Source organism: Enterobacter sp. FB (genome assembly GCF_000805795.1).
GTDB classification, from domain to species: Bacteria; Pseudomonadota; Gammaproteobacteria; order Enterobacterales; family Enterobacteriaceae; genus Enterobacter; species Enterobacter roggenkampii.
Genome location: NZ_JSZC01000013.1, coordinates 1,723,875 through 1,742,095, shown reverse-complemented (window position 1 = coordinate 1,742,095; position 18,221 = coordinate 1,723,875). Strand labels below are relative to the sequence as shown.

Here is an 18,221-nt window from a genome sequence, read left to right as displayed (position 1 = left end):
CGCGTGACACTGCCCGAAGATCAGGAAGTACGCCACCAGCCGTGCAGAGTGAAATGTGCTGTCATTTTCAGATACCTTTCTCGTGTGAACTTGCGTACTAGTTAACTAGTTCGATGGCGTGTTGTCAACCCTTGATTTCAGAATTTCACGTTAAGTCGGTATCATGGCGGTTTCGGATGTCTTCAACCTGTTATGGGAAGTGCTTTGAGCGATACCACCTACGCGATTATTTATGATTTACACAGCCATACTCAGGCCTCTGATGGCCTGCTGACACCCGAAGCCCTGGTTCATCGTGCCGTTGAAATGCGCATCGGCACGCTGGCGATAACCGATCACGATACGACGGATGCCATTCCGGCTGCGCGCGCCGAGATTGCCCGCTGCGGGCTGGCACTCAATCTGGTGTCCGGCGTCGAGATTTCGACCGTCTGGGAAAACCATGAGATTCATATCGTTGGCCTGAACATCGATATAGACCATCCGGCACTTATTGAGTTTTTGCAAGAACAAAAAACGCGCCGCAACCAGCGCGCAGAGATGATCGGCGAGCGTCTGGAAAAGGCACATATTCCTGGCGCGCTGGAAGGTGCGCAAAAGCTGGCGAACGGCGGGGCGGTTACGCGCGGTCATTTCGCCCGTTTTCTGGTAGAGGCGGGTAAAGCCACGACGATGGCGGATGTCTTTAAAAAGTATCTGGCGCGCGGGAAAACCGGATACGTTCCGCCACAGTGGTGTACAATAAAACAAGCTATTGATGTGATTCATCATTCTGGCGGTAAGGCCGTGCTGGCCCATCCGGGGCGGTATAATCTTTCTGCTAAATGGCTGAAAAGGCTGCTGGCGCACTTTGCCGAAAACGGTGGAGAGGCGATGGAAGTCGCCCAGTGTCAGCAGGCACCCAACGAGCGCGCGCAGCTCGCGACCTATGCCCGACAGTACGGCCTGCTTGGCTCACAGGGTTCTGATTTTCATCAGCCCTGCGCCTGGATCGAACTGGGGCGCAAGCTCTGGCTGCCCGCTGGCGTTGAGCCGGTCTGGCAGCTCTGGGAACAGCCGCAGCAATTTGAAGAGAGGGAAGTATGAGTCAGTTTTTCTATATCCATCCGGATAACCCGCAGCCACGCCTGATTAACCAGGCCGTGGAGATCGTCCGCAAAGGCGGCGTGATTGTCTACCCGACCGATTCCGGCTACGCGCTGGGCTGCAAAAATGAAGATAAAGGGGCGATGGAACGCATTTGCCGTATTCGCCAGCTGCCGGACGGCCATAACTTTACCCTGATGTGCCGCGATCTCTCTGAGCTGTCGACCTATGCTTATGTCGATAACGTGGCGTTTCGCCTGATTAAGAACAACACGCCGGGCAACTACACCTTCATCCTGAAAGGAACGAAAGAGGTGCCGCGCCGTCTGCTGCAGGAAAAGCGTAAGACTATCGGCATGCGCGTGCCGTCGAACCCGATTGCGCAGGCGCTGCTGGAAACCCTCGGTGAACCGATGCTGTCTACCTCGCTGATGCTGCCCGGCAGCGAGTTTACCGAGTCCGATCCGGAAGAGATCAAAGATCGTCTGGAGAAGGTGGTCGAGCTGATTATTCACGGCGGTTATCTCGGCCAGCAGCCGACCACCGTGGTCGACTTAACCGAAGATGCACCGGAAGTGATTCGTGAAGGCGTGGGCGATGTAAAGCCTTTCTTGTAAATAAGGTTTTTAATGCCTGAAATTAAGGGAAGAGCGGAGGCTGGATCTCTCCAGCCTTTGGCGGTCATCTCACCTTTTTAAAGATAAGCAGAATAAGAGGCACGCAGATCGCAAACCCAAAAAAGGCGACATTAAAAACCCCATCAGTAGCTTGCATGATCGAGTCTATCGAAGCCTGGTAAGCTTTTAATGAGATTGGGCCTGAAAAACGCATACTTTCTCTTTCCCTGAATGCACTAAAAGTGAATGTTGATGCTATCAGAGTAATAAAGTAGCAAAGTGATACAGCGACTATTCCAGTCCATCTAAGAATGGTTTTAATTGAACTACTCATCATAATCTCCAAGAACACCGCCAACATTTTCGCCTGAGTATGGAGAAATCGAACCTATTGAAGACATTGTTTCTGCGGCGTATCGTTTGGCTTTGCCTGCCATTCCTTCCGGGGATACGTGTTGTCCGTTCACGTTCGGATAGAGGTTTTTAAACTCGGCAGTAACTTCTACAACAGCCATTGACTGTAGGCTACGGCTTTTGCTGAGAAGATAAGTTTGCAGTGATACTGGTATGGTAAAATGCTCTTCTGATTCAATAGGAAGCTGAGTGCTTTTTGAGTTGTAGCTTGTATCAAAGATCGTTGAGCCTGCGGCTTTTATGCCAGCAACAGTGTGCGTTGTGCAGTTGCTTCCCGTTACATCGTAGGAGTCAATAGAGTGACCAGTGCGATCTGTAGCACTGTTTTCCTCTATCCCTATGGGCTTTCGCCCCCCTTTCCACAAATTTTCAAAGAAAGCACGGGTTTCTGGTATGCCAGCATCATTGATTTTAAAAACTCGAGCGTTGTTTTCGTAAAGTTCTTTTCTGTAATAGTCTCGGGCATCATCACCTTTCATAAAATCGAGAATGCCATCACCCGTCATTCCAAATGGCCCACCAGTTCTTCCGTATCTGCCATAGGTGTAAAGGTATACAGTATTGTTTTCATGCACGGAAACAAAAGCGTGTCCGGTTTCGGTGGTTTCAGTCCAGATGTAAACGCCGTTCAATGGCGGGTTATCTTCTGGCTTGCAGATGTCAGCAAAGCTGTTTTGCTTCTTCGCTGCCTGTGCGTGCTGCTCTGGCTCAATCGGCTCAGGGAGTACAGGCATCTCGACGAGGTGAGATAGATCGGTGTGCGTTACTGTTGGTTCTCCACCAAGCTCGTAATTATCATCCCAGTTTGATGGAACGAATTTCGATTTACAGGGGCAGGAGCTATAGCTTTGCAGCGTTCCGGCAATCCTTTTACCATGTATATCGTCGGTATCAAGACCACCACAGATACGGTAACGACCTGGATGTTTACCACAGGTCACTTGATGGCCTTCACAGGCCATGTCTTTACCGAAAAACTGGTGATCGCTCCATCCTTCAATAATCCGACCGCCGCATACCGTCTTATCACCCCTGAACAGAAAGTAACCTTTGGCTGCCATTAGCGCTTACTCCCTGGCATGGTTAAGGATCCTTTCGGGAATGTGTCACCTTCACGGAAAACCAGTCTGCTGCCGGATTGTGGTGTTGAGATTATTCCGTCGCCATTATCAAGTATACTTCCAACCAGTGCCGCAGATGCGCCCTGCATAATACGCGCTCCACCTGCACCGGAAATAATAGTGGCTTCACTGCCCTCAGCGTAGACAACTTTATCTCCAACTCGTGCCATCCTGTACCCTCCAGCCGTACTGCCTCCCGAAGCATTGCGGATCACTCCCCCGTTGCGGGTAATGCTTCCCACGACAGCGAATCGAAAAATATAAGTTACCGGGCGACTGACTTGCTTGTTAATATCTTCAAACTCTTCGCGTGTCTTGCTGTCACAGCTTGCTAAAAAATCTTCGTCGTAGGGTGGCTGTGAGGAGGATTCTCGGAATTCAGGCGTGAGCTCATTAGTATATTGCTGCATAAGTCCCTGTGCTTGTTATGGACATAATCACGATGGTCATTTTACAAGCAGTGGCTACATGCGCAACAAGTATTTGACCTAAGTGAAACTGCGTTTCGTGACAGAAGATTATCCGGTAACGTAGTAATGGTTAATATTTGATAAATCTCAGGCAGTAGATGTTGTGGCAGGTGTATTGGCAAGCACAGCGGCAGCAGTAGGTATTCTTGATAAAGCGGTGAGCATTACGCAGCATGCTGGAAACCCTCGGCGAGCCGATGCTTTCCACCTCGCTGATGCTGCCGGGAAGTGAGTTTACCGAGTCGGCTCCTGAAGAGATTAAAGATCGTCTGAAGAAGGTGGTCGAGCTGATTATTCACGGTGGCTATCTCGGACAGCAGTCGACCACCGTGGTCGACTTAACCGAAGATACCCCGGAAGTGATTCGTGAAGGCGAGGGCGATGTAAAGCCTTTCTTGTAAATAAGGTTTTTAATGCCTGAAATTGAAGGAAGATGGGAGGCTGGATCTCTCCAGCCTTTGTCAGTCATCTCACCTTTTTGAAGATGAGCAGGATCAGAGGGACACAAATCGCAAATCCGTAAATTGCAGCATCGAAAACTATACCTGTAGCTTGAAGGATAGAATCAATCGAAGCATGGTATTCATTCAACGGTACAGGGTTAGAAAATTGCATACTTTCATTCTCGCTAAAAGCAGAAAATGAGAATGTCGCTAGCGCCAACCCAATAAAGTAGCAAAGCGATACAATGCAGATTCCGCCCCATCGGAAAATAGTTTTAGTTTTACTTGTCATCGTCATAAGAACCACCTAATACGCCGCCCACAGTGCCGCCTGAATATGGAGACAATGAATCTCCAATAGCCGCACCATCTGCAACGATATGCTGAAATTTCCCACCGAGAGTCTCCTGGAATGGCTGCAAATTGCCTGAATTAGGGTATTGCTCTTTAAATGCGCTTGTCATCTCAACGACAAGCATTGAGGACATGTCTCCACCTTTTGCGATGAGAAATCTTTGCAGTGATACAGGAATGGTAAAATCCTCCTCGGCATCGATGGGTAGCTGTGTCGTCGTCGATGTGTAACCATGTTCGAATACTCTTGAGCCTGCAAATTTGATCCCTTCGACTGAATGCGTGGTGCAGTTTCTGCCAGTCACATCATACCCGTCAATGGTGCGGCCTCTTCTCCTGGTGGTTGCTTTCATGTTTGACGTTTGGATCGATGGTTTACTGCTGTTCCATAGGTTTTCGAAGAACTTTCTTGTCAGTTCTGGATCAGCATCATCTATGTGGAAGACACGAGCACCCATTTCATACAGTTCAGAACGATAGTACACCCTTGCATCTTCATCTTGCAGGAAGTTGAGAATGCCATCGCCCGTAAACCCTCCAGGATTGGTTCTACCGTAGCGTCCGTATGTGTAAAGGTAGACATGGTTATTCTCATGCACAGAAACGAAAGCGTGACCTGCGTTTTTGGTTTCAGTCCAGATGTAAACGCCGTTCAATAGCGGGTTATCTTCTGGCTTGCAGGTGTCAGCAAAGCTATCAGTTTTAGGATCTGCAATTGGCCCCGGAAGTACAGGCATCTCGACGAGGTGAGATAGATCGGTGTGCGTTACTGTTGGTTCTCCACCAAGCTCGTAATTATCTTCCCAGTTTGATGGAACGAATTTCGATTTACAGGGGCAGGAGCTATAGCTGTGCAGCGTTCCGGCAATCCTTTTACCATGTATATCGTCGGTATCAAGACCGCCACAGATACGGTAACGACCTGGATGTTTACCACAGGTCACTTGATGGCCTTCACAGGCCATGTCTTTACCGAAAAACTGGTGATCGCTCCATCCTTCAATAATCCGACCGCCGCATACCGTCTTATCACCCCTGAACAGAAAGTAACCTTTGGCTGCCACTAGCGCTTACTCCCTGGCATGGTTAAGGATCCTTTCGGGAATGGGTCACCTTCACGGAAAACCAGTCTGCTGCCGGATTGTGGTGTTGAGATTATTCCGTCGCCATTATCAAGTATACTTCCAACCAGTGCCGCAGATGCGCCCTGCATAATACGCGCTCCACCTGCACCGGAAATAATAGTGGCTTCACTGCCCTCAGCGTAGACAACTTTATCTCCAACTCGTGCCATCCTGTACCCTCCAGCCGTACTGCCTCCCGAAGCATTGCGGATCACTCCCCCGTTGCGGGTAACACTCCCCACAACAGTGAATCGAAAAATATAAGTTACCGGGCGACTAACTTGCTTGTTAAAATCTTCAAATTGTTCGCGTGTCTTGCTGTCACAGCCCGCTAAGAAATCTTCATCGTAGGGTGGCAGAGAGGAGGAATCTCGGAATTCAGGCGTGATCTCATTACTATATTGCTGCATAAGTCCCTTTGCTTATTATAGAAATAATTACAGCGGTCATTTTACAAACAATAACCACATGCGCAACAAGTATTAGGCTTAAGCAAAACTGTGTTCCGTAACCCAGAATCTTCCTTTTGAACTCCTAACTGTCCTTTGTCCCATTCTGAACGAATGGGGTTTATGGGCGGTTCTGGTCCATGATCACTTTCGCTTGTATTTGGCTGTCAGTACCTAGACTCAGATGCACAAAACTTGTTGAATCATTTAGTCTAAAGTTAGTGTAGTATGTGCGCCCACGAATCATATGTGTGACAGCTTGTGTGACAGATTGTTTGCCATGCTGTGTACCCTTAAAGAGTTATATATCAGTGAGTTAAGTTGTTATTGGCGCTAACTCATTGTTTTAGAAAGTACACCAGACGCCTGTGAAGGCGACACCTGAGGAAGCTCAATGAGCGAGAAGTTACAGAAAGTGCTGGCGCGTGCCGGCCACGGTTCACGCCGTGAAATCGAAGCCATTATTGAAGCGGGCCGCGTGAGTGTGGACGGTAAAATCGCCACGCTGGGTGACCGCGTAGAAATCGTACCGGGGCTGAAGATCCGTATCGACGGTCATCTTATCTCCGTGAAAGAGTCCGCTGAGCAGATCTGCCGCGTGCTGGCTTACTACAAGCCGGAAGGCGAGCTGTGTACCCGCAATGACCCGGAAGGTCGCCCGACGGTGTTTGACCGTCTGCCTAAACTGCGTGGCGCTCGCTGGATTGCCGTTGGTCGTCTGGACGTGAATACCTGCGGTCTGCTGCTGTTTACCACCGATGGTGAACTGGCAAACCGTCTGATGCATCCAAGCCGTGAAGTGGAACGTGAATACGCCGTGCGTGTGTTCGGCCAGGTTGACGAGAATAAACTGCGCGACCTGTCGCGTGGCGTTCAGCTGGAAGACGGTCCTGCGGCGTTCAAAACCATCAAATTTACCGGTGGGGAAGGCATCAACCAGTGGTATAACGTGACCCTGACCGAAGGCCGCAACCGCGAGGTGCGTCGTCTCTGGGAAGCGGTAGGCGTGCAGGTTAGCCGCCTGATCCGTGTCCGTTACGGCGACATCCTGCTGCCAAAAGGCCTGCCGCGTGGGGGATATACCGAACTGGATCTGACCCAGACCAACTACCTGCGCGAGCTGGTCGGCCTGACGCCGGAAACCACCTCTAAAGTGGCGGTGGAGAAAGATCGTCGCCGCATGAAGGCGAACCAGATTCGCCGTGCGGTGAAGCGTCACAGCCAGGTGAGCAGCAACCGCCGCTCTGGCAGCCGTAATAACAACGGTTAATGTAAAAGCCCGGTGAAGATACCGGGCTTTTTTCTTTAGTAATCAATCCCTATTTGAGCTTTGATGCCCGCATCAAACGCATGTTTAACCGGACGCAGCTCGCTGACGGTATCTGCCAGCTCCAGAATATCCCGATGACACCCGCGGCCCGTGATGATGACCGTCTGATGGGCGGGACGGTTTTTCAGGGCATTAAGCACGGCGTCCAGCGGCAAATAGTCGTAGGCGACCATATACGTGATCTCATCCAGCAGAACCATATTGAGTGAAGGATCGGCCAGCATTCTTTTAGCGTGCTCCCAGACGGCCAGGCAGGCTGCGGTATCGGTTTCGCGGTTCTGGGTGTCCCACGTAAAGCCGGTCGCCATCACCTGGAACTCAACGCCGTGAGGCTCAAGCAAATTACGCTCGCCGTTAGGCCACTCACCTTTAATAAACTGGATAACGCCGACCTTCTGCCCGTGGCCGACGGCGCGTGTCGCCGTGCCGAATGCGGCCGTGGTTTTCCCTTTGCCGTTGCCGGTAAAGACGATGACGATCCCGCGCTCGTCCTGAGCGGCCGCGACGCGTGCATCGACCTGTTCCTTCAGCCGCTGCTGGCGCTGCTGATGACGTTCTTCACTCATTGCGAGATTCCTGGTTTACGGCCCGGCTGGGCGTCAAAGGTCATCCCGGTTTTGCGGCGGCTGTCGTCGCCCATCAGCCAGAGATAGAGCGGCATAATGTCTGCCGGCGTTTTCAGCTTCTGCGGATCTTCCGTTGGGAAGGCGCTGGCGCGCATTTTGGTGCGCGTACCGCCCGGGTTAATGCAGTTTACGCGCAGATGGCGGCTTTGGTACTCCTCTGCCAGCACCTGCATCATGCCTTCGGTCGCGAATTTTGAAACGGCATAGGCACCCCAGTTTGCACGCCCCTCACGGCCTACGCTGGAGGAGGTGAATACCAGTGAACCCGAATCCGATTTGAGTAATAAAGGAAGCAGTGCCTGAGTCAGGAAAAACGTCCCGTTGACGTTGACCTGCATGACCTCCTGCCAGATCTCGGGATCCTGTTCATCCATCGGGCGAACTTCGCCAAGCAAGCCGGCATTATGCAGTACGCCGTCCAGGCGCGGGTAATGGGTGCTGATGCGGTGAGCAAGCTCCTGACATGACGCGGGCGTGCAGGTGAGCAGATCGAGCGTGTACCAGCGAGCAGGAATACCCCCTGCGGCTTCAATCTCCTGCGCCACCCCTTTAAGTTTTTCTTCGTTGCGGCCGGTCAGGATGACGCTCGCGCCATACTCAGCGTAGGTCAGCGCCGCTTCACGGCCAATCCCGTCGCTGGCCCCAGTGACAAGAATGATGCGGTTCTGCAGCAGATTTTTTTGCGGTTGATAATGCAAGGTGACTCCTCGGCGCACGGTGACTTAAACACGCCTTCTTTTGTGACTTTTCGGCTTTATGCCCGAATTCGCCTGATAATTCAATCAGTCTACAGGACGCATTGCTGTAAAATTAACAATTTGCAAATATTTAAACGCCAGACCGGGGATTCCTGAAGGCGCCTCGCAGAGGTAGTGTCACGAGCGAGACGCATGGGCAGGGGGTGTTGTACACTGCCGTGAAAGATTCGTGGTTAAATCAAGGTGGAACGCGTGGAATTACTTTCTCAATATGGGTTGTTTTTGGCGAAAATCGCGACGGTGGTGATTGCCATTGCGGTGGTTGCCGTTCTGATTGTCAACCTGACGCAGCGCAAGCGTCAGCGTGGGGAGTTACGCATCACCCGCCTGAGCGAGCAGTATAAAGAGATGCAGGCAGAGATGTCTCTGGCGCTGCTTGACAGTCATCAACAGAAACTGTGGCTCAAAGCGCAGAAGAAAAAGCATAAGCAGGAAGCCAAAGCGGCAAAGGCAAAGGCGAAGCTCAATACGCCACAGGATAAGGTCACACCACGGGTTTACGTGCTCGATTTTAAAGGCAGCATGGATGCGCATGAAGTCGCGTCTTTGCGCGAAGAGGTCACTGCCGTGCTGGCCGTGGCGACGCCGCAGGATCAGGTCGTTGTTCGTCTTGAAAGCCCGGGGGGTGTGGTGCACGGCTACGGCCTGGCGGCCTCTCAGCTGCAGCGCTTGCGTGAAAAACAGATCCCGCTGACCGTGGCCGTAGATAAAGTGGCAGCGAGTGGTGGCTACATGATGGCCTGCGTGGCGGACAAAATTGTGGCCGCACCGTTCTCGATTATCGGCTCGATCGGCGTGGTCGCACAGATCCCGAACTTTAACCGCTTCCTGAAAAATAAAGAAATTGATATCGAGCTTCACACCGCGGGTCAGTACAAACGTACCCTGACGCTGCTGGGGGAAAACACGGACGAAGGGCGCCAAAAATTCCGTGAGGATCTCAACGAAACGCATCATCTCTTTAAAGACTTTGTGCACCGTATGCGCCCGACGCTGGACATTGAGCAGGTCGCAACGGGTGAGCACTGGTACGGCGTTCAGGCGCAGGAGAAAGGGCTGGTGGATGAAGTCGGAACCAGCGACGATCTGCTGCTCAACCTGATGGAAGGCCGGGAACTGGTGGGCGTCCGCTTTGCCCAGCGCAAGCGACTCCTTGACCGCTTTACCAACAGTGCGGCAGAAAGCGCGGACCGCCTGCTGCTCCGCTGGCTACAGCGGGGACAAAAACCGCTGCTGTAAACAAAAACGCGAGGCTTATGCCTCGCGTTTTGCGTTAATCGACCAGGTGATATTTCTCGGAAAGCGTATGTGCCAGGTATTTAAACATGTTAAACACGGCGGTGCTTTTCGGGGTCGGTAAGCCCTGTTCATCAAGGAAGTATTCGCCGCTGAAAACCAGCACGCCATTACGCTGCTCAACGCCGGTGGCTTCAATGCCTGCCAGCGTATCTTCATGGTCACGAATAAGCTTGTTTGCTTCGATAAGCAGAGAGGCTCGGTCAATAGGTTGGGTCGTATTCTGCATAATCCACTCCTTAAACAGTGACAATAGTCTACGCCGAGGGCGCTTTGGGGGCAAATTTTCCCTGTAATGTGAGGGGATAAGCTGCAGGGGCCTGGCTGGCAGGATTTGCTTTTGCATGCTAATAAAGTTGCGTAACGAATTTTATCAGGTAGAGTGTGCGCTTTCGTCATTCTGGCAACAGAATTGCTTGACATTCAACCGGGAATTCGTCACGAATTACACGAGATGTGAGAAAAATACCCGAGAACTCAATCACCTGGGCGTCTTTTCTTTAACGCCCGGTAAGACAAAGGGGTTGATATCTCCTGACGCAGTCGCAATATCATTGGCTCGTCGTCAGCGGAAGGGAAATCAACGTGCGGCGTATTCCTGGAAGAATTAAATTAGGTAAAGGTGAATATGGGTAAAGCTCTCGTCATCGTTGAGTCCCCGGCAAAAGCCAAAACGATCAATAAGTATCTGGGTAATGACTACGTGGTTAAGTCCAGCGTTGGTCATATCCGCGATTTGCCGACCAGTGGCTCAGCCAGCAAAAAGAGCGCAGACTCTACCTCCACCAAAGGGGCTAAAAAGCCTAAAAAGGATGAACGTAGCGCGCTTGTCAACCGCATGGGTGTTAACCCATGGCATAACTGGGATGCACAATATGAAGTGCTTCCAGGGAAAGAAAAAGTCGTTAACGAGCTGAAGCAGCTGGCTGAAAAAGCAGACCACATCTATCTCGCAACCGACCTTGACCGCGAAGGGGAAGCCATTGCGTGGCACCTGCGGGAAGTGATCGGGGGTGATGACAAACGCTACAGCCGCGTAGTGTTTAACGAAATTACGAAGAATGCGATTCGTCAGGCGTTTGAGAAGCCGGGCGAGCTAAACATCGACCGTGTTAACGCCCAGCAGGCGCGTCGCTTTATGGACCGCGTTGTGGGCTACATGGTTTCTCCACTGCTGTGGAAAAAGATTGCCCGTGGCCTGTCCGCAGGTCGTGTGCAATCCGTCGCCGTGCGTCTGGTCGTTGAGCGCGAGCGCGAAATTAAAGCCTTCGTGCCGGAAGAGTTCTGGGAAGTCGATGCCAATGTGACCACGCCGGGCGGTGACGCTCTGCCGCTGCAGGTAAGCCACCAGAACGATAAGCCTTTCCGCCCGGAAAACCGCGACCAGACCATGGCCGCCGTGGCGCTGCTGGAAAAGGCACGCTATCAGGTGCTGGAACGTGAAGACAAGCCGACCAGCAGCAAGCCTGGCGCGCCGTTTATCACCTCCACCCTGCAACAGGCGGCGAGCACCCGTCTGGGTTACGGCGTGAAGAAGACCATGATGATGGCCCAGCGCTTGTATGAAGCAGGTTACATCACCTACATGCGTACCGACTCAACCAACCTCAGTCAGGACGCGGTCAACATGGTGCGTGGCTACATCAGCGACAACTTCGGTAAGAAATACCTGCCGGAAAGCGCTAACCAGTTCGCCAGCAAAGAGAATTCTCAGGAAGCGCACGAAGCGATTCGTCCTTCTGACGTCTCTGTGCTGGCTGAATCGCTGAAAGATATGGAAGCCGACGCGCAGAAGCTGTATCAGCTGATCTGGCGTCAGTTCGTGGCGTGCCAGATGACCCCGGCCCAGTACGACTCCACCACGCTGACCGTTGGCGCGGGTGATTTCCGTCTCAAGGCGCGCGGTCGTATTCTGCGTTTCGACGGCTGGACAAAAGTGATGCCTGCGCTGCGTAAAGGTGATGAAGACCGAACGCTGCCTGCGGTTAACAAAGGTGATGAACTGTCTCTGGTTGAGCTGATCCCGGCTCAGCACTTCACCAAGCCGCCTGCGCGCTTCAGTGAAGCCTCCCTGGTAAAAGAGCTGGAAAAACGCGGTATTGGCCGTCCGTCGACCTACGCGTCCATCATCTCGACGATTCAGGATCGTGGTTACGTACGCGTTGAAAACCGTCGTTTCTATGCGGAAAAAATGGGTGAGATCGTCACCGATCGTCTGGAAGCCAACTTCCGCGAGCTGATGAACTACGATTTCACCGCGCAAATGGAAGACAGTCTCGACCAGGTTGCCAGCCACCAGGCGGAATGGAAAAAGGTCCTCGACAGCTTCTTCAGCGACTTCACCGACCAGCTTGAAAAGGCGGAGAAAGACCCTGAAGAGGGCGGCATGCTGCCTAACCAGATGGTACTGACCAGCATCGACTGCCCAACCTGTGGCCGCAAGATGGGGATCCGTACTGCCACCACGGGCGTGTTCCTGGGCTGCTCCGGCTATGCGCTGTCGCCAAAAGAGCGCTGCAAAACCACCATCAACCTGGTGCCGGAGAACGAAGTTCTCAACGTGCTGGAAGGTGACGATGCGGAAACGAACGCTCTGCGTGCCAAGCGCCGCTGCAAAAAATGCGGCACGGCAATGGACAGCTACCTGATCGATCCAAAACGCAAGCTGCACGTGTGCGGTAATAACCCAACGTGTGACGGGTATCAGATTGAAGAGGGCGAGTTCCGCATTAAAGGCTATGACGGCCCGATTGTGGAGTGCGAGAAGTGTGGTTCTGAAATGCACCTGAAAATGGGGCGTTTCGGTAAGTACATGGCCTGTACCAACGACGAATGTAAAAACACGCGCAAAATTCTGCGTAACGGTGAAGTGGCCCCGCCGAAGGAAGATCCGGTTCCGCTGCCGGAGCTGCCGTGTGAGAAATCCGACGCGTACTTCGTGCTGCGTGACGGCGCGGCAGGTGTCTTCCTGGCCGCCAACACCTTCCCGAAATCGCGCGAAACCCGCGCGCCGCTGGTGGAAGAGCTATATCGCTTCCGCGATCGTCTGCCGGAGAAACTGCGTTATCTGGCCGATGCGCCGCAGCAGGATCCGGAAGGCAACAAAACCGTGGTGCGGTTTAGCCGTAAAACTAAGCAGCAGTATGTTGCGGCAGAGAAAGAGGGTAAAGCGACCGGATGGTCAGCCTTCTTTGTCGATGGCAAATGGGTTGAAGGCAAGAAATAATCTTTCCTAACCGTAACTTACCTGTAAAAGGGCCGGATTTCCGGCCCTTTTTTATTACCTTGTTATTATTTTTTGTTCCGTACTATACAGTCAGGCTATAAATGATATAGTGGTTATAGTTAACCTGTTTCTTATTATTAAATCGTCTTAAGCGATTGACCGCATGCGCTAAATCGGATGGTCTGGCATGAAATTACAGCAGCTTCGTTATATCGTTGAGGTGGTGAATCATAACCTTAACGTCTCTTCTACCGCCGAGGGGTTGTATACCTCGCAACCGGGCATCAGCAAACAAGTTCGTATGCTGGAGGATGAGTTAGGCATTCAGATCTTCGCCCGCAGCGGTAAGCATCTCACTCAGGTGACGCCGGCGGGGCAGGAAATCATCCGCATTGCGCGGGAAGTCCTCTCCAAAGTCGATGCGATTAAGTCTGTGGCGGGGGAGCATACCTGGCCGGATAAAGGCTCGCTGTATATTGCCACCACGCATACGCAGGCGCGCTATGCGCTGCCCGGCGTGATCAAAGGCTTTATCGAGCGTTACCCTCGCGTCTCGTTGCATATGCACCAGGGCTCGCCAACGCAAATCGCTGAAGCCGTCTCTAAGGGGAATGCAGACTTTGCCATCGCCACCGAAGCGCTTCACCTGTATGACGATCTGGTGATGCTCCCGTGCTACCACTGGAACCGTTCTATTGTGGTGACCCCTGATCACCCCCTGGCGGGTAAAGGGTCGGTCACTATCGAAGAGTTGGCCCAGTATCCTCTGGTGACCTATACGTTTGGCTTTACCGGCCGGTCCGAGCTTGATACGGCATTTAACCGGGCAGGGTTAACGCCGCGCATTGTCTTTACCGCGACCGATGCGGACGTGATTAAGACCTATGTCCGGCTTGGATTGGGTGTGGGCGTCATCGCCAGCATGGCGGTCGATCCGGTGTCAGACCCTGACCTGGTGCGTCTTGATGCGCACGACGTTTTCAGCCATAGCACCACAAAAATTGGGTTCCGCCGCAGCACCTTCCTGCGCAGCTATATGTATGATTTTATTCAGCGCTTTGCCCCTCATTTAACGCGTGACGTGGTGGATACCGCCGTGGCATTACGCTCAAATGAAGATATTGAAGAGATGTTTAAAGACATCAAACTCCCCGAAAAATAATCACACCCGGTATCTTTCCCCCAGGGAAAGATACCGAAATAACGCCTCAAAGCTAAATTAGAATTATCATCATCTGCTTTCCCTGCCATATAATGTCATTAGCCATTTGCTTTGTAAGGTTTTAATGTCGTGAATTGGCGACAAAAGTAGAAACTAATTTACGCCTCCGCAAATTTTTCTTTTCAATAATTTATTTCTGGTCAAAAGATTGAATATTTCATACCTCCCGGTGCGTAAATTCACTGGCTTTTCGGCTAAAGTTTCTTTAGGATTTATCTCAACAGATGATTAATTGTACCAATTGTTTGGTCCTAAATGATAAGCGATGTCGATTGTATGAGGTTAGCAATGCCTTCAGGAAGTGAAGAACCGCAAAGGGATCCTGCGCTCAAGCGTAAAGCCTGGCTGGCGGTCTTTCTCGTCTCCGCCTTGTTTTGGGTGGCTGTTGCTCTCCTGGCCTGGAGATATTGGGGTTAAATATGGCAGTGACGGTACGTACCGCTTCGGTAAAACAGATGTGTCAGCATCGTGACAACGGCCACAGAGGGCGTAAAGCACCTGCAACTGTTGTACCTGCGTCCTGGAAACTGACGCCACAGCAGCAAGCGTTTATTGATGTGTTCGCAGAAGACGAACCCAAAAAACAATAATTTAGTTTATTGCGTAATGATGCAAATAGTCTGAATATCGACTCTGCACTTTTGTACTCTTTAATAAATACACATCAGCAATATAGCACTGAGGAACAACCTCGGAATTTTTATAAATAATGCCTGGTGTCCCTATGATGAATAACATGACGTCTCACAAATACTGGTCGTGGATCGCCGTTTTTACCGTGTCGATTCTGTTCTGGAGTCAGCTCATCTGGCTGGCGCTCCACTAAATTGTAAAACCTCGCTACGGCGGGGTTTTTTGTTTCCCCCTTGTGGACCAATCCGAAATTTATCAATTTGGGTTGTTATCAAAACGTTACGACATCTTTGTGTTATCTTTAATTACAGCCCTGATGATTGTCGGGACATCTCTGTGATTAAGGAGGAGCTTATGTCGTTAACCCTACGCGAAGCCAGTAAGGACACATTACAGGCAGAAAATAAAACCTGGCATTACTACAGCCTGCCGCTGGCTGCCAGAACGCTTGGGGACATTTCGCGTTTACCCAAGTCCTTGAAAGTTTTACTTGAAAATCTCTTGCGCTGGCAGGACGGTGAATCCGTCACGATCGATGATATCCAGGCGCTGGCAGGGTGGCTTGAGAAGGCCCATGCCGACAGAGAAATCGCCTACCGCCCGGCAAGGGTGCTGATGCAGGACTTTACCGGTGTTCCGGCCGTGGTTGACTTAGCCGCGATGCGCGAAGCCGTGAAGCGTCTCGGCGGAGATACGGCAAAGGTTAACCCGCTTTCCCCCGTTGACCTCGTCATTGACCACTCCGTGACCGTTGACCACTTCGGTGATGACGATGCCTTTGGTGAAAACGTTCGTCTCGAGATGGAGCGTAACCACGAGCGCTACGTCTTCCTGAAGTGGGGACAGCAGGCGTTCAGCCGATTTAGCGTGGTCCCGCCAGGCACCGGCATTTGTCACCAGGTAAACCTTGAATATCTGGGTAAAGCCGTCTGGAGCGAATTGCAGGATAAAGAGTGGGTGGCTTATCCGGACACACTGGTGGGCACGGATTCACATACCACCATGATCAACGGTCTGGGCGTGCTGGGCTGGGGCGTCGGCGGTATTGAAGCGGAAGCCGCCATGCTCGGCCAGCCGGTATCCATGCTTATTCCGGATGTGGTGGGCTTCAAGCTCACCGGAAAACTGTCTGAAGGCATTACCGCCACCGATCTGGTGCTGACCGTCACCCAGATGCTGCGCAAGCATGGTGTGGTAGGCAAGTTTGTCGAATTCTACGGTGACGGACTGGATTCGCTGCCGCTGGCCGACCGCGCCACCATTGCCAATATGGCGCCGGAATACGGTGCCACCTGCGGCTTTTTCCCCATTGACGACGTCACGCTGGAGTACATGCGCCTCAGCGGCCGCAGCGAAGAGCAGGTCGCGCTGGTGGAAGCGTACACCAAAGCGCAGGGCATGTGGCGCAATCCGGGCGATGAGCCTGTTTTCACCAGCACGCTTGAACTCGATATGGGAAGCGTCGAAGCGAGCCTCGCGGGGCCGAAACGCCCGCAGGATAGGGTTGCGCTGACCGACGTGCCGAAAGCGTTTGCCGACAGCAATACCCTTGAAGTGAACGTGGCGCAGAAAGACCATCGTCCCGTCGACTATGTTCTGAACGGACATCAGTATCAGCTTCCGGACGGCGCGGTTGTGATTGCCGCGATTACCTCCTGCACCAACACGTCCAACCCCAGCGTATTAATGGCGGCCGGTCTGCTGGCTAAGAAAGCGGTAGAGCTTGGGCTAAAACCTCAACCGTGGGTTAAGGCCTCGCTGGCACCGGGCTCCAAAGTGGTGTCGGATTACCTGGCTCAGGCCAAACTGACGCCGTACCTGGACGAGCTGGGCTTTAACCTCGTGGGCTACGGCTGTACGACCTGTATTGGTAATTCCGGGCCACTGCCTGAACCTATCGAAACGGCGATCAAGCAGGGTGACCTGACGGTCGGCGCCGTCCTGTCCGGTAACCGAAACTTTGAAGGGCGCATTCACCCGCTGGTGAAAACCAACTGGCTTGCTTCGCCGCCGCTGGTGGTGGCTTATGCCCTGGCTGGGAACATGAATATCAACCTGGTGACCGATCCGATTGGTCACGATCGTAAGAATGAGCCTGTCTATCTGAAAGATATCTGGCCTTCTTCACGTGAAATCGCGCTGGCCGTTGAGAAGGTTTCTACCGAGATGTTCCGCAAAGAGTACGCGGAGGTCTTTGAAGGCACGCCGGAATGGAAAGCCATCAACGTTGCAGGTTCGGATACCTATGGCTGGCAGGATGACTCGACCTATATTCGTCTGTCGCCGTTCTTTGATGAGATGCTGGCCGAGCCGGCGCCGCTTAAGGATATTCACGGCGCGCGCATCCTGGCCATGCTGGGGGATTCCGTCACGACGGACCATATCTCTCCGGCGGGGAGCATCAAAGCCGATAGTCCGGCAGGCCGCTATCTGCAAAGCCGGGGGGTGGAACGCCGCGATTTTAACTCCTACGGTTCGCGCCGCGGTAACCATGAAGTCATGATGCGCGGGACCTTTGCCAACATCCGCATTCGTAACGAAATGGTGCCGGGCGTGGAAGGGGGCATGACGCGCCATCTGCCGGGGACGGAAGTCGTGTCGATTTATGATGCGGCGGTCAAATACCAACAGGAAGGGACGCCGCTGGCGGTGATTGCCGGGAAAGAGTATGGTTCCGGCTCCAGCCGCGACTGGGCGGCGAAAGGCCCACGCCTACTTGGCGTTCGGGTGGTCATCGCCGAATCGTTCGAACGTATTCACCGTTCGAATCTGATCGGCATGGGGATCCTGCCGCTTGAGTTCCCGCAGGGCGTGACGCGTAAAACGCTGGGCCTGACCGGGGAAGAGCAGATTGACATTAGCGGCCTGCAAAACCTGCAGCCGGGTAAAACGGTGCCGGTAACGTTAACGCGGGCAGACGGGAAAACCGAGGTGCTGGATTGTCGGTGCCGTATTGATACGGCAACCGAGCTGACCTACTACCAGAACGACGGCATTTTACATTACGTGATTCGTAAGATGCTGGATTGATGAAACGAGCCCGGCACGCGTG

19 protein-coding genes, 1 pseudogene and 1 other annotated feature (1 of these 21 only partly in view) are annotated in these 18,221 nt (G+C 52.6%); of the genes and pseudogenes, 11 read left to right on the top strand and 9 right to left on the bottom strand.

Annotated elements, in window-relative coordinates:
- Positions 1–44 (bottom strand) — a sequence feature (Trp leader region); it reaches 50 nt to the left of the window's first position.
- On the bottom strand, positions 21–65 hold the full coding sequence (gene trpL, locus PI91_RS26635) for a trp operon leader peptide (protein ID WP_106993556.1): 45 nt from the start codon (positions 63–65) through the stop codon (positions 21–23). It overlaps the preceding feature by 24 nt.
- Positions 66–204: 139 nt before the next feature.
- Here trpL and rnm point away from each other — a divergent pair, with 139 nt between their 5' ends.
- Both rnm and PI91_RS15280 read left to right on the top strand, forming a co-directional pair.
- On the top strand, positions 205–1,086 hold the full coding sequence (gene rnm, locus PI91_RS15285) for an RNase AM (RefSeq protein ID WP_039266532.1): 882 nt from the start codon (positions 205–207) through the stop codon (positions 1,084–1,086).
- Positions 1,083–1,703, top strand: a complete 621-nt coding sequence (locus tag PI91_RS15280; RefSeq protein ID WP_039266531.1) for an L-threonylcarbamoyladenylate synthase — start codon at positions 1,083–1,085, stop codon at positions 1,701–1,703. The genes rnm and PI91_RS15280 overlap by 4 nt, the downstream gene beginning before the upstream one ends.
- Before the next feature lie 326 nt (positions 1,704–2,029).
- Here PI91_RS15280 and PI91_RS15270 read toward each other — a convergent pair whose 3' ends face one another.
- Together PI91_RS15270 and PI91_RS15265 are read right to left on the bottom strand one after the other, a co-directional pair.
- Positions 2,030–3,178, bottom strand: coding sequence for a PAAR domain-containing protein (locus tag PI91_RS15270; RefSeq protein WP_039266530.1), 1,149 nt, complete (start codon positions 3,176–3,178; stop codon positions 2,030–2,032).
- A complete protein-coding gene (locus PI91_RS15265; protein ID WP_039266529.1) occupies positions 3,178–3,648 on the bottom strand; it encodes a PAAR domain-containing protein in 471 nt (156 codons plus the stop codon). The genes PI91_RS15270 and PI91_RS15265 overlap by 1 nt, the downstream gene beginning before the upstream one ends.
- A gap of 230 nt (positions 3,649–3,878) precedes the next feature.
- On the opposite strand from PI91_RS15265, the pseudogene PI91_RS15260 reads away from it, so the two are divergent.
- Positions 3,879–4,109 (top strand): annotated as a pseudogene (locus PI91_RS15260) (Sua5/YciO/YrdC/YwlC family protein); the annotation flags it as partial.
- Positions 4,110–4,173: 64 nt separating this feature from the next.
- On the opposite strand, the gene PI91_RS15255 reads toward PI91_RS15260, so the two are convergent.
- From PI91_RS15255 to PI91_RS15245, 3 genes are read right to left on the bottom strand one after another with little or no spacing between them, the layout of a single operon-like run.
- Positions 4,174–4,449 carry a hypothetical protein gene (locus PI91_RS15255; RefSeq protein ID WP_039266528.1) on the bottom strand — a complete coding sequence of 92 codons (276 nt, stop codon included), beginning with the start codon at positions 4,447–4,449 and terminating at the stop codon, positions 4,174–4,176.
- Positions 4,433–5,569, bottom strand: coding sequence for a PAAR domain-containing protein (locus PI91_RS15250; RefSeq protein ID WP_039266527.1), 1,137 nt, complete (start codon positions 5,567–5,569; stop codon positions 4,433–4,435). The genes PI91_RS15255 and PI91_RS15250 overlap by 17 nt, the downstream gene beginning before the upstream one ends.
- Positions 5,569–6,039 (bottom strand): PAAR domain-containing protein, encoded by a 471-nt coding sequence (locus PI91_RS15245; RefSeq protein WP_039266526.1) that lies wholly within the window; start codon positions 6,037–6,039, stop codon positions 5,569–5,571. Before PI91_RS15245 ends, PI91_RS15250 begins: the two co-directional genes overlap by 1 nt.
- A 433-nt stretch (positions 6,040–6,472) precedes the next feature.
- Between PI91_RS15245 and rluB the strand changes: the two genes are divergently transcribed.
- A complete protein-coding gene (rluB, locus tag PI91_RS15240; RefSeq protein ID WP_008502809.1) occupies positions 6,473–7,348 on the top strand; it encodes a 23S rRNA pseudouridine(2605) synthase RluB in 876 nt (291 codons plus the stop codon).
- 35 nt (positions 7,349–7,383) lie between these two features.
- On the opposite strand, the gene cobO is transcribed toward rluB, so the two are convergent.
- The gene (gene cobO / locus PI91_RS15235; RefSeq protein ID WP_008502810.1) at positions 7,384–7,974 is read right to left on the bottom strand and encodes a cob(I)yrinic acid a,c-diamide adenosyltransferase; all 591 of its coding nucleotides are present in this window, start codon (positions 7,972–7,974) and stop codon (positions 7,384–7,386) included.
- Positions 7,971–8,732 (bottom strand): YciK family oxidoreductase, encoded by a 762-nt coding sequence (locus PI91_RS15230; protein WP_008502811.1) that lies wholly within the window; start codon positions 8,730–8,732, stop codon positions 7,971–7,973. The genes cobO and PI91_RS15230 overlap by 4 nt, the downstream gene beginning before the upstream one ends.
- 252 nt (positions 8,733–8,984) lie before the next feature.
- Here PI91_RS15230 and sohB point away from each other — a divergent pair, with 252 nt between their 5' ends.
- Positions 8,985–10,031 carry a protease SohB gene (gene sohB / locus PI91_RS15225; protein ID WP_039266525.1) on the top strand — a complete coding sequence of 349 codons (1,047 nt, stop codon included), beginning with the start codon at positions 8,985–8,987 and terminating at the stop codon, positions 10,029–10,031.
- 34 nt (positions 10,032–10,065) lie between these two features.
- Here sohB and PI91_RS15220 read toward each other — a convergent pair whose 3' ends face one another.
- Positions 10,066–10,317 carry a YciN family protein gene (locus PI91_RS15220; protein WP_003856804.1) on the bottom strand — a complete coding sequence of 84 codons (252 nt, stop codon included), beginning with the start codon at positions 10,315–10,317 and terminating at the stop codon, positions 10,066–10,068.
- Between the two features lie 399 nt (positions 10,318–10,716).
- On the opposite strand from PI91_RS15220, the gene topA reads away from it, so the two are divergent.
- From topA to acnA, 6 genes are all read left to right on the top strand, one after another.
- A complete protein-coding gene (topA, locus tag PI91_RS15215; protein WP_039266524.1) occupies positions 10,717–13,314 on the top strand; it encodes a type I DNA topoisomerase in 2,598 nt (865 codons plus the stop codon).
- 187 nt (positions 13,315–13,501) lie between these two features.
- Positions 13,502–14,476 (top strand): HTH-type transcriptional regulator CysB, encoded by a 975-nt coding sequence (gene cysB / locus PI91_RS15210; RefSeq protein WP_008502814.1) that lies wholly within the window; start codon positions 13,502–13,504, stop codon positions 14,474–14,476.
- Between the two features lie 336 nt (positions 14,477–14,812).
- Positions 14,813–14,953, top strand: coding sequence for a YmiA family putative membrane protein (locus PI91_RS15205; protein ID WP_213374860.1), 141 nt, complete (start codon positions 14,813–14,815; stop codon positions 14,951–14,953).
- Positions 14,954–14,955: 2 nt separating this feature from the next.
- Positions 14,956–15,126: a hypothetical protein gene (locus PI91_RS26180; protein WP_021240301.1), complete on the top strand. Its 171-nt coding sequence runs from the start codon at positions 14,956–14,958 to the stop codon at positions 15,124–15,126.
- 137 nt (positions 15,127–15,263) lie between these two features.
- Positions 15,264–15,362 (top strand): small membrane protein YmiC, encoded by a 99-nt coding sequence (gene ymiC / locus PI91_RS26460; protein ID WP_032635961.1) that lies wholly within the window; start codon positions 15,264–15,266, stop codon positions 15,360–15,362.
- A 161-nt stretch (positions 15,363–15,523) separates the two neighbouring features.
- Complete coding sequence (acnA, locus tag PI91_RS15190; protein WP_039266523.1) at positions 15,524–18,199, top strand: aconitate hydratase AcnA; 2,676 nt, start codon at positions 15,524–15,526, stop codon at positions 18,197–18,199.
- The last annotated feature ends 22 nt before the right edge of the window (positions 18,200–18,221 follow it).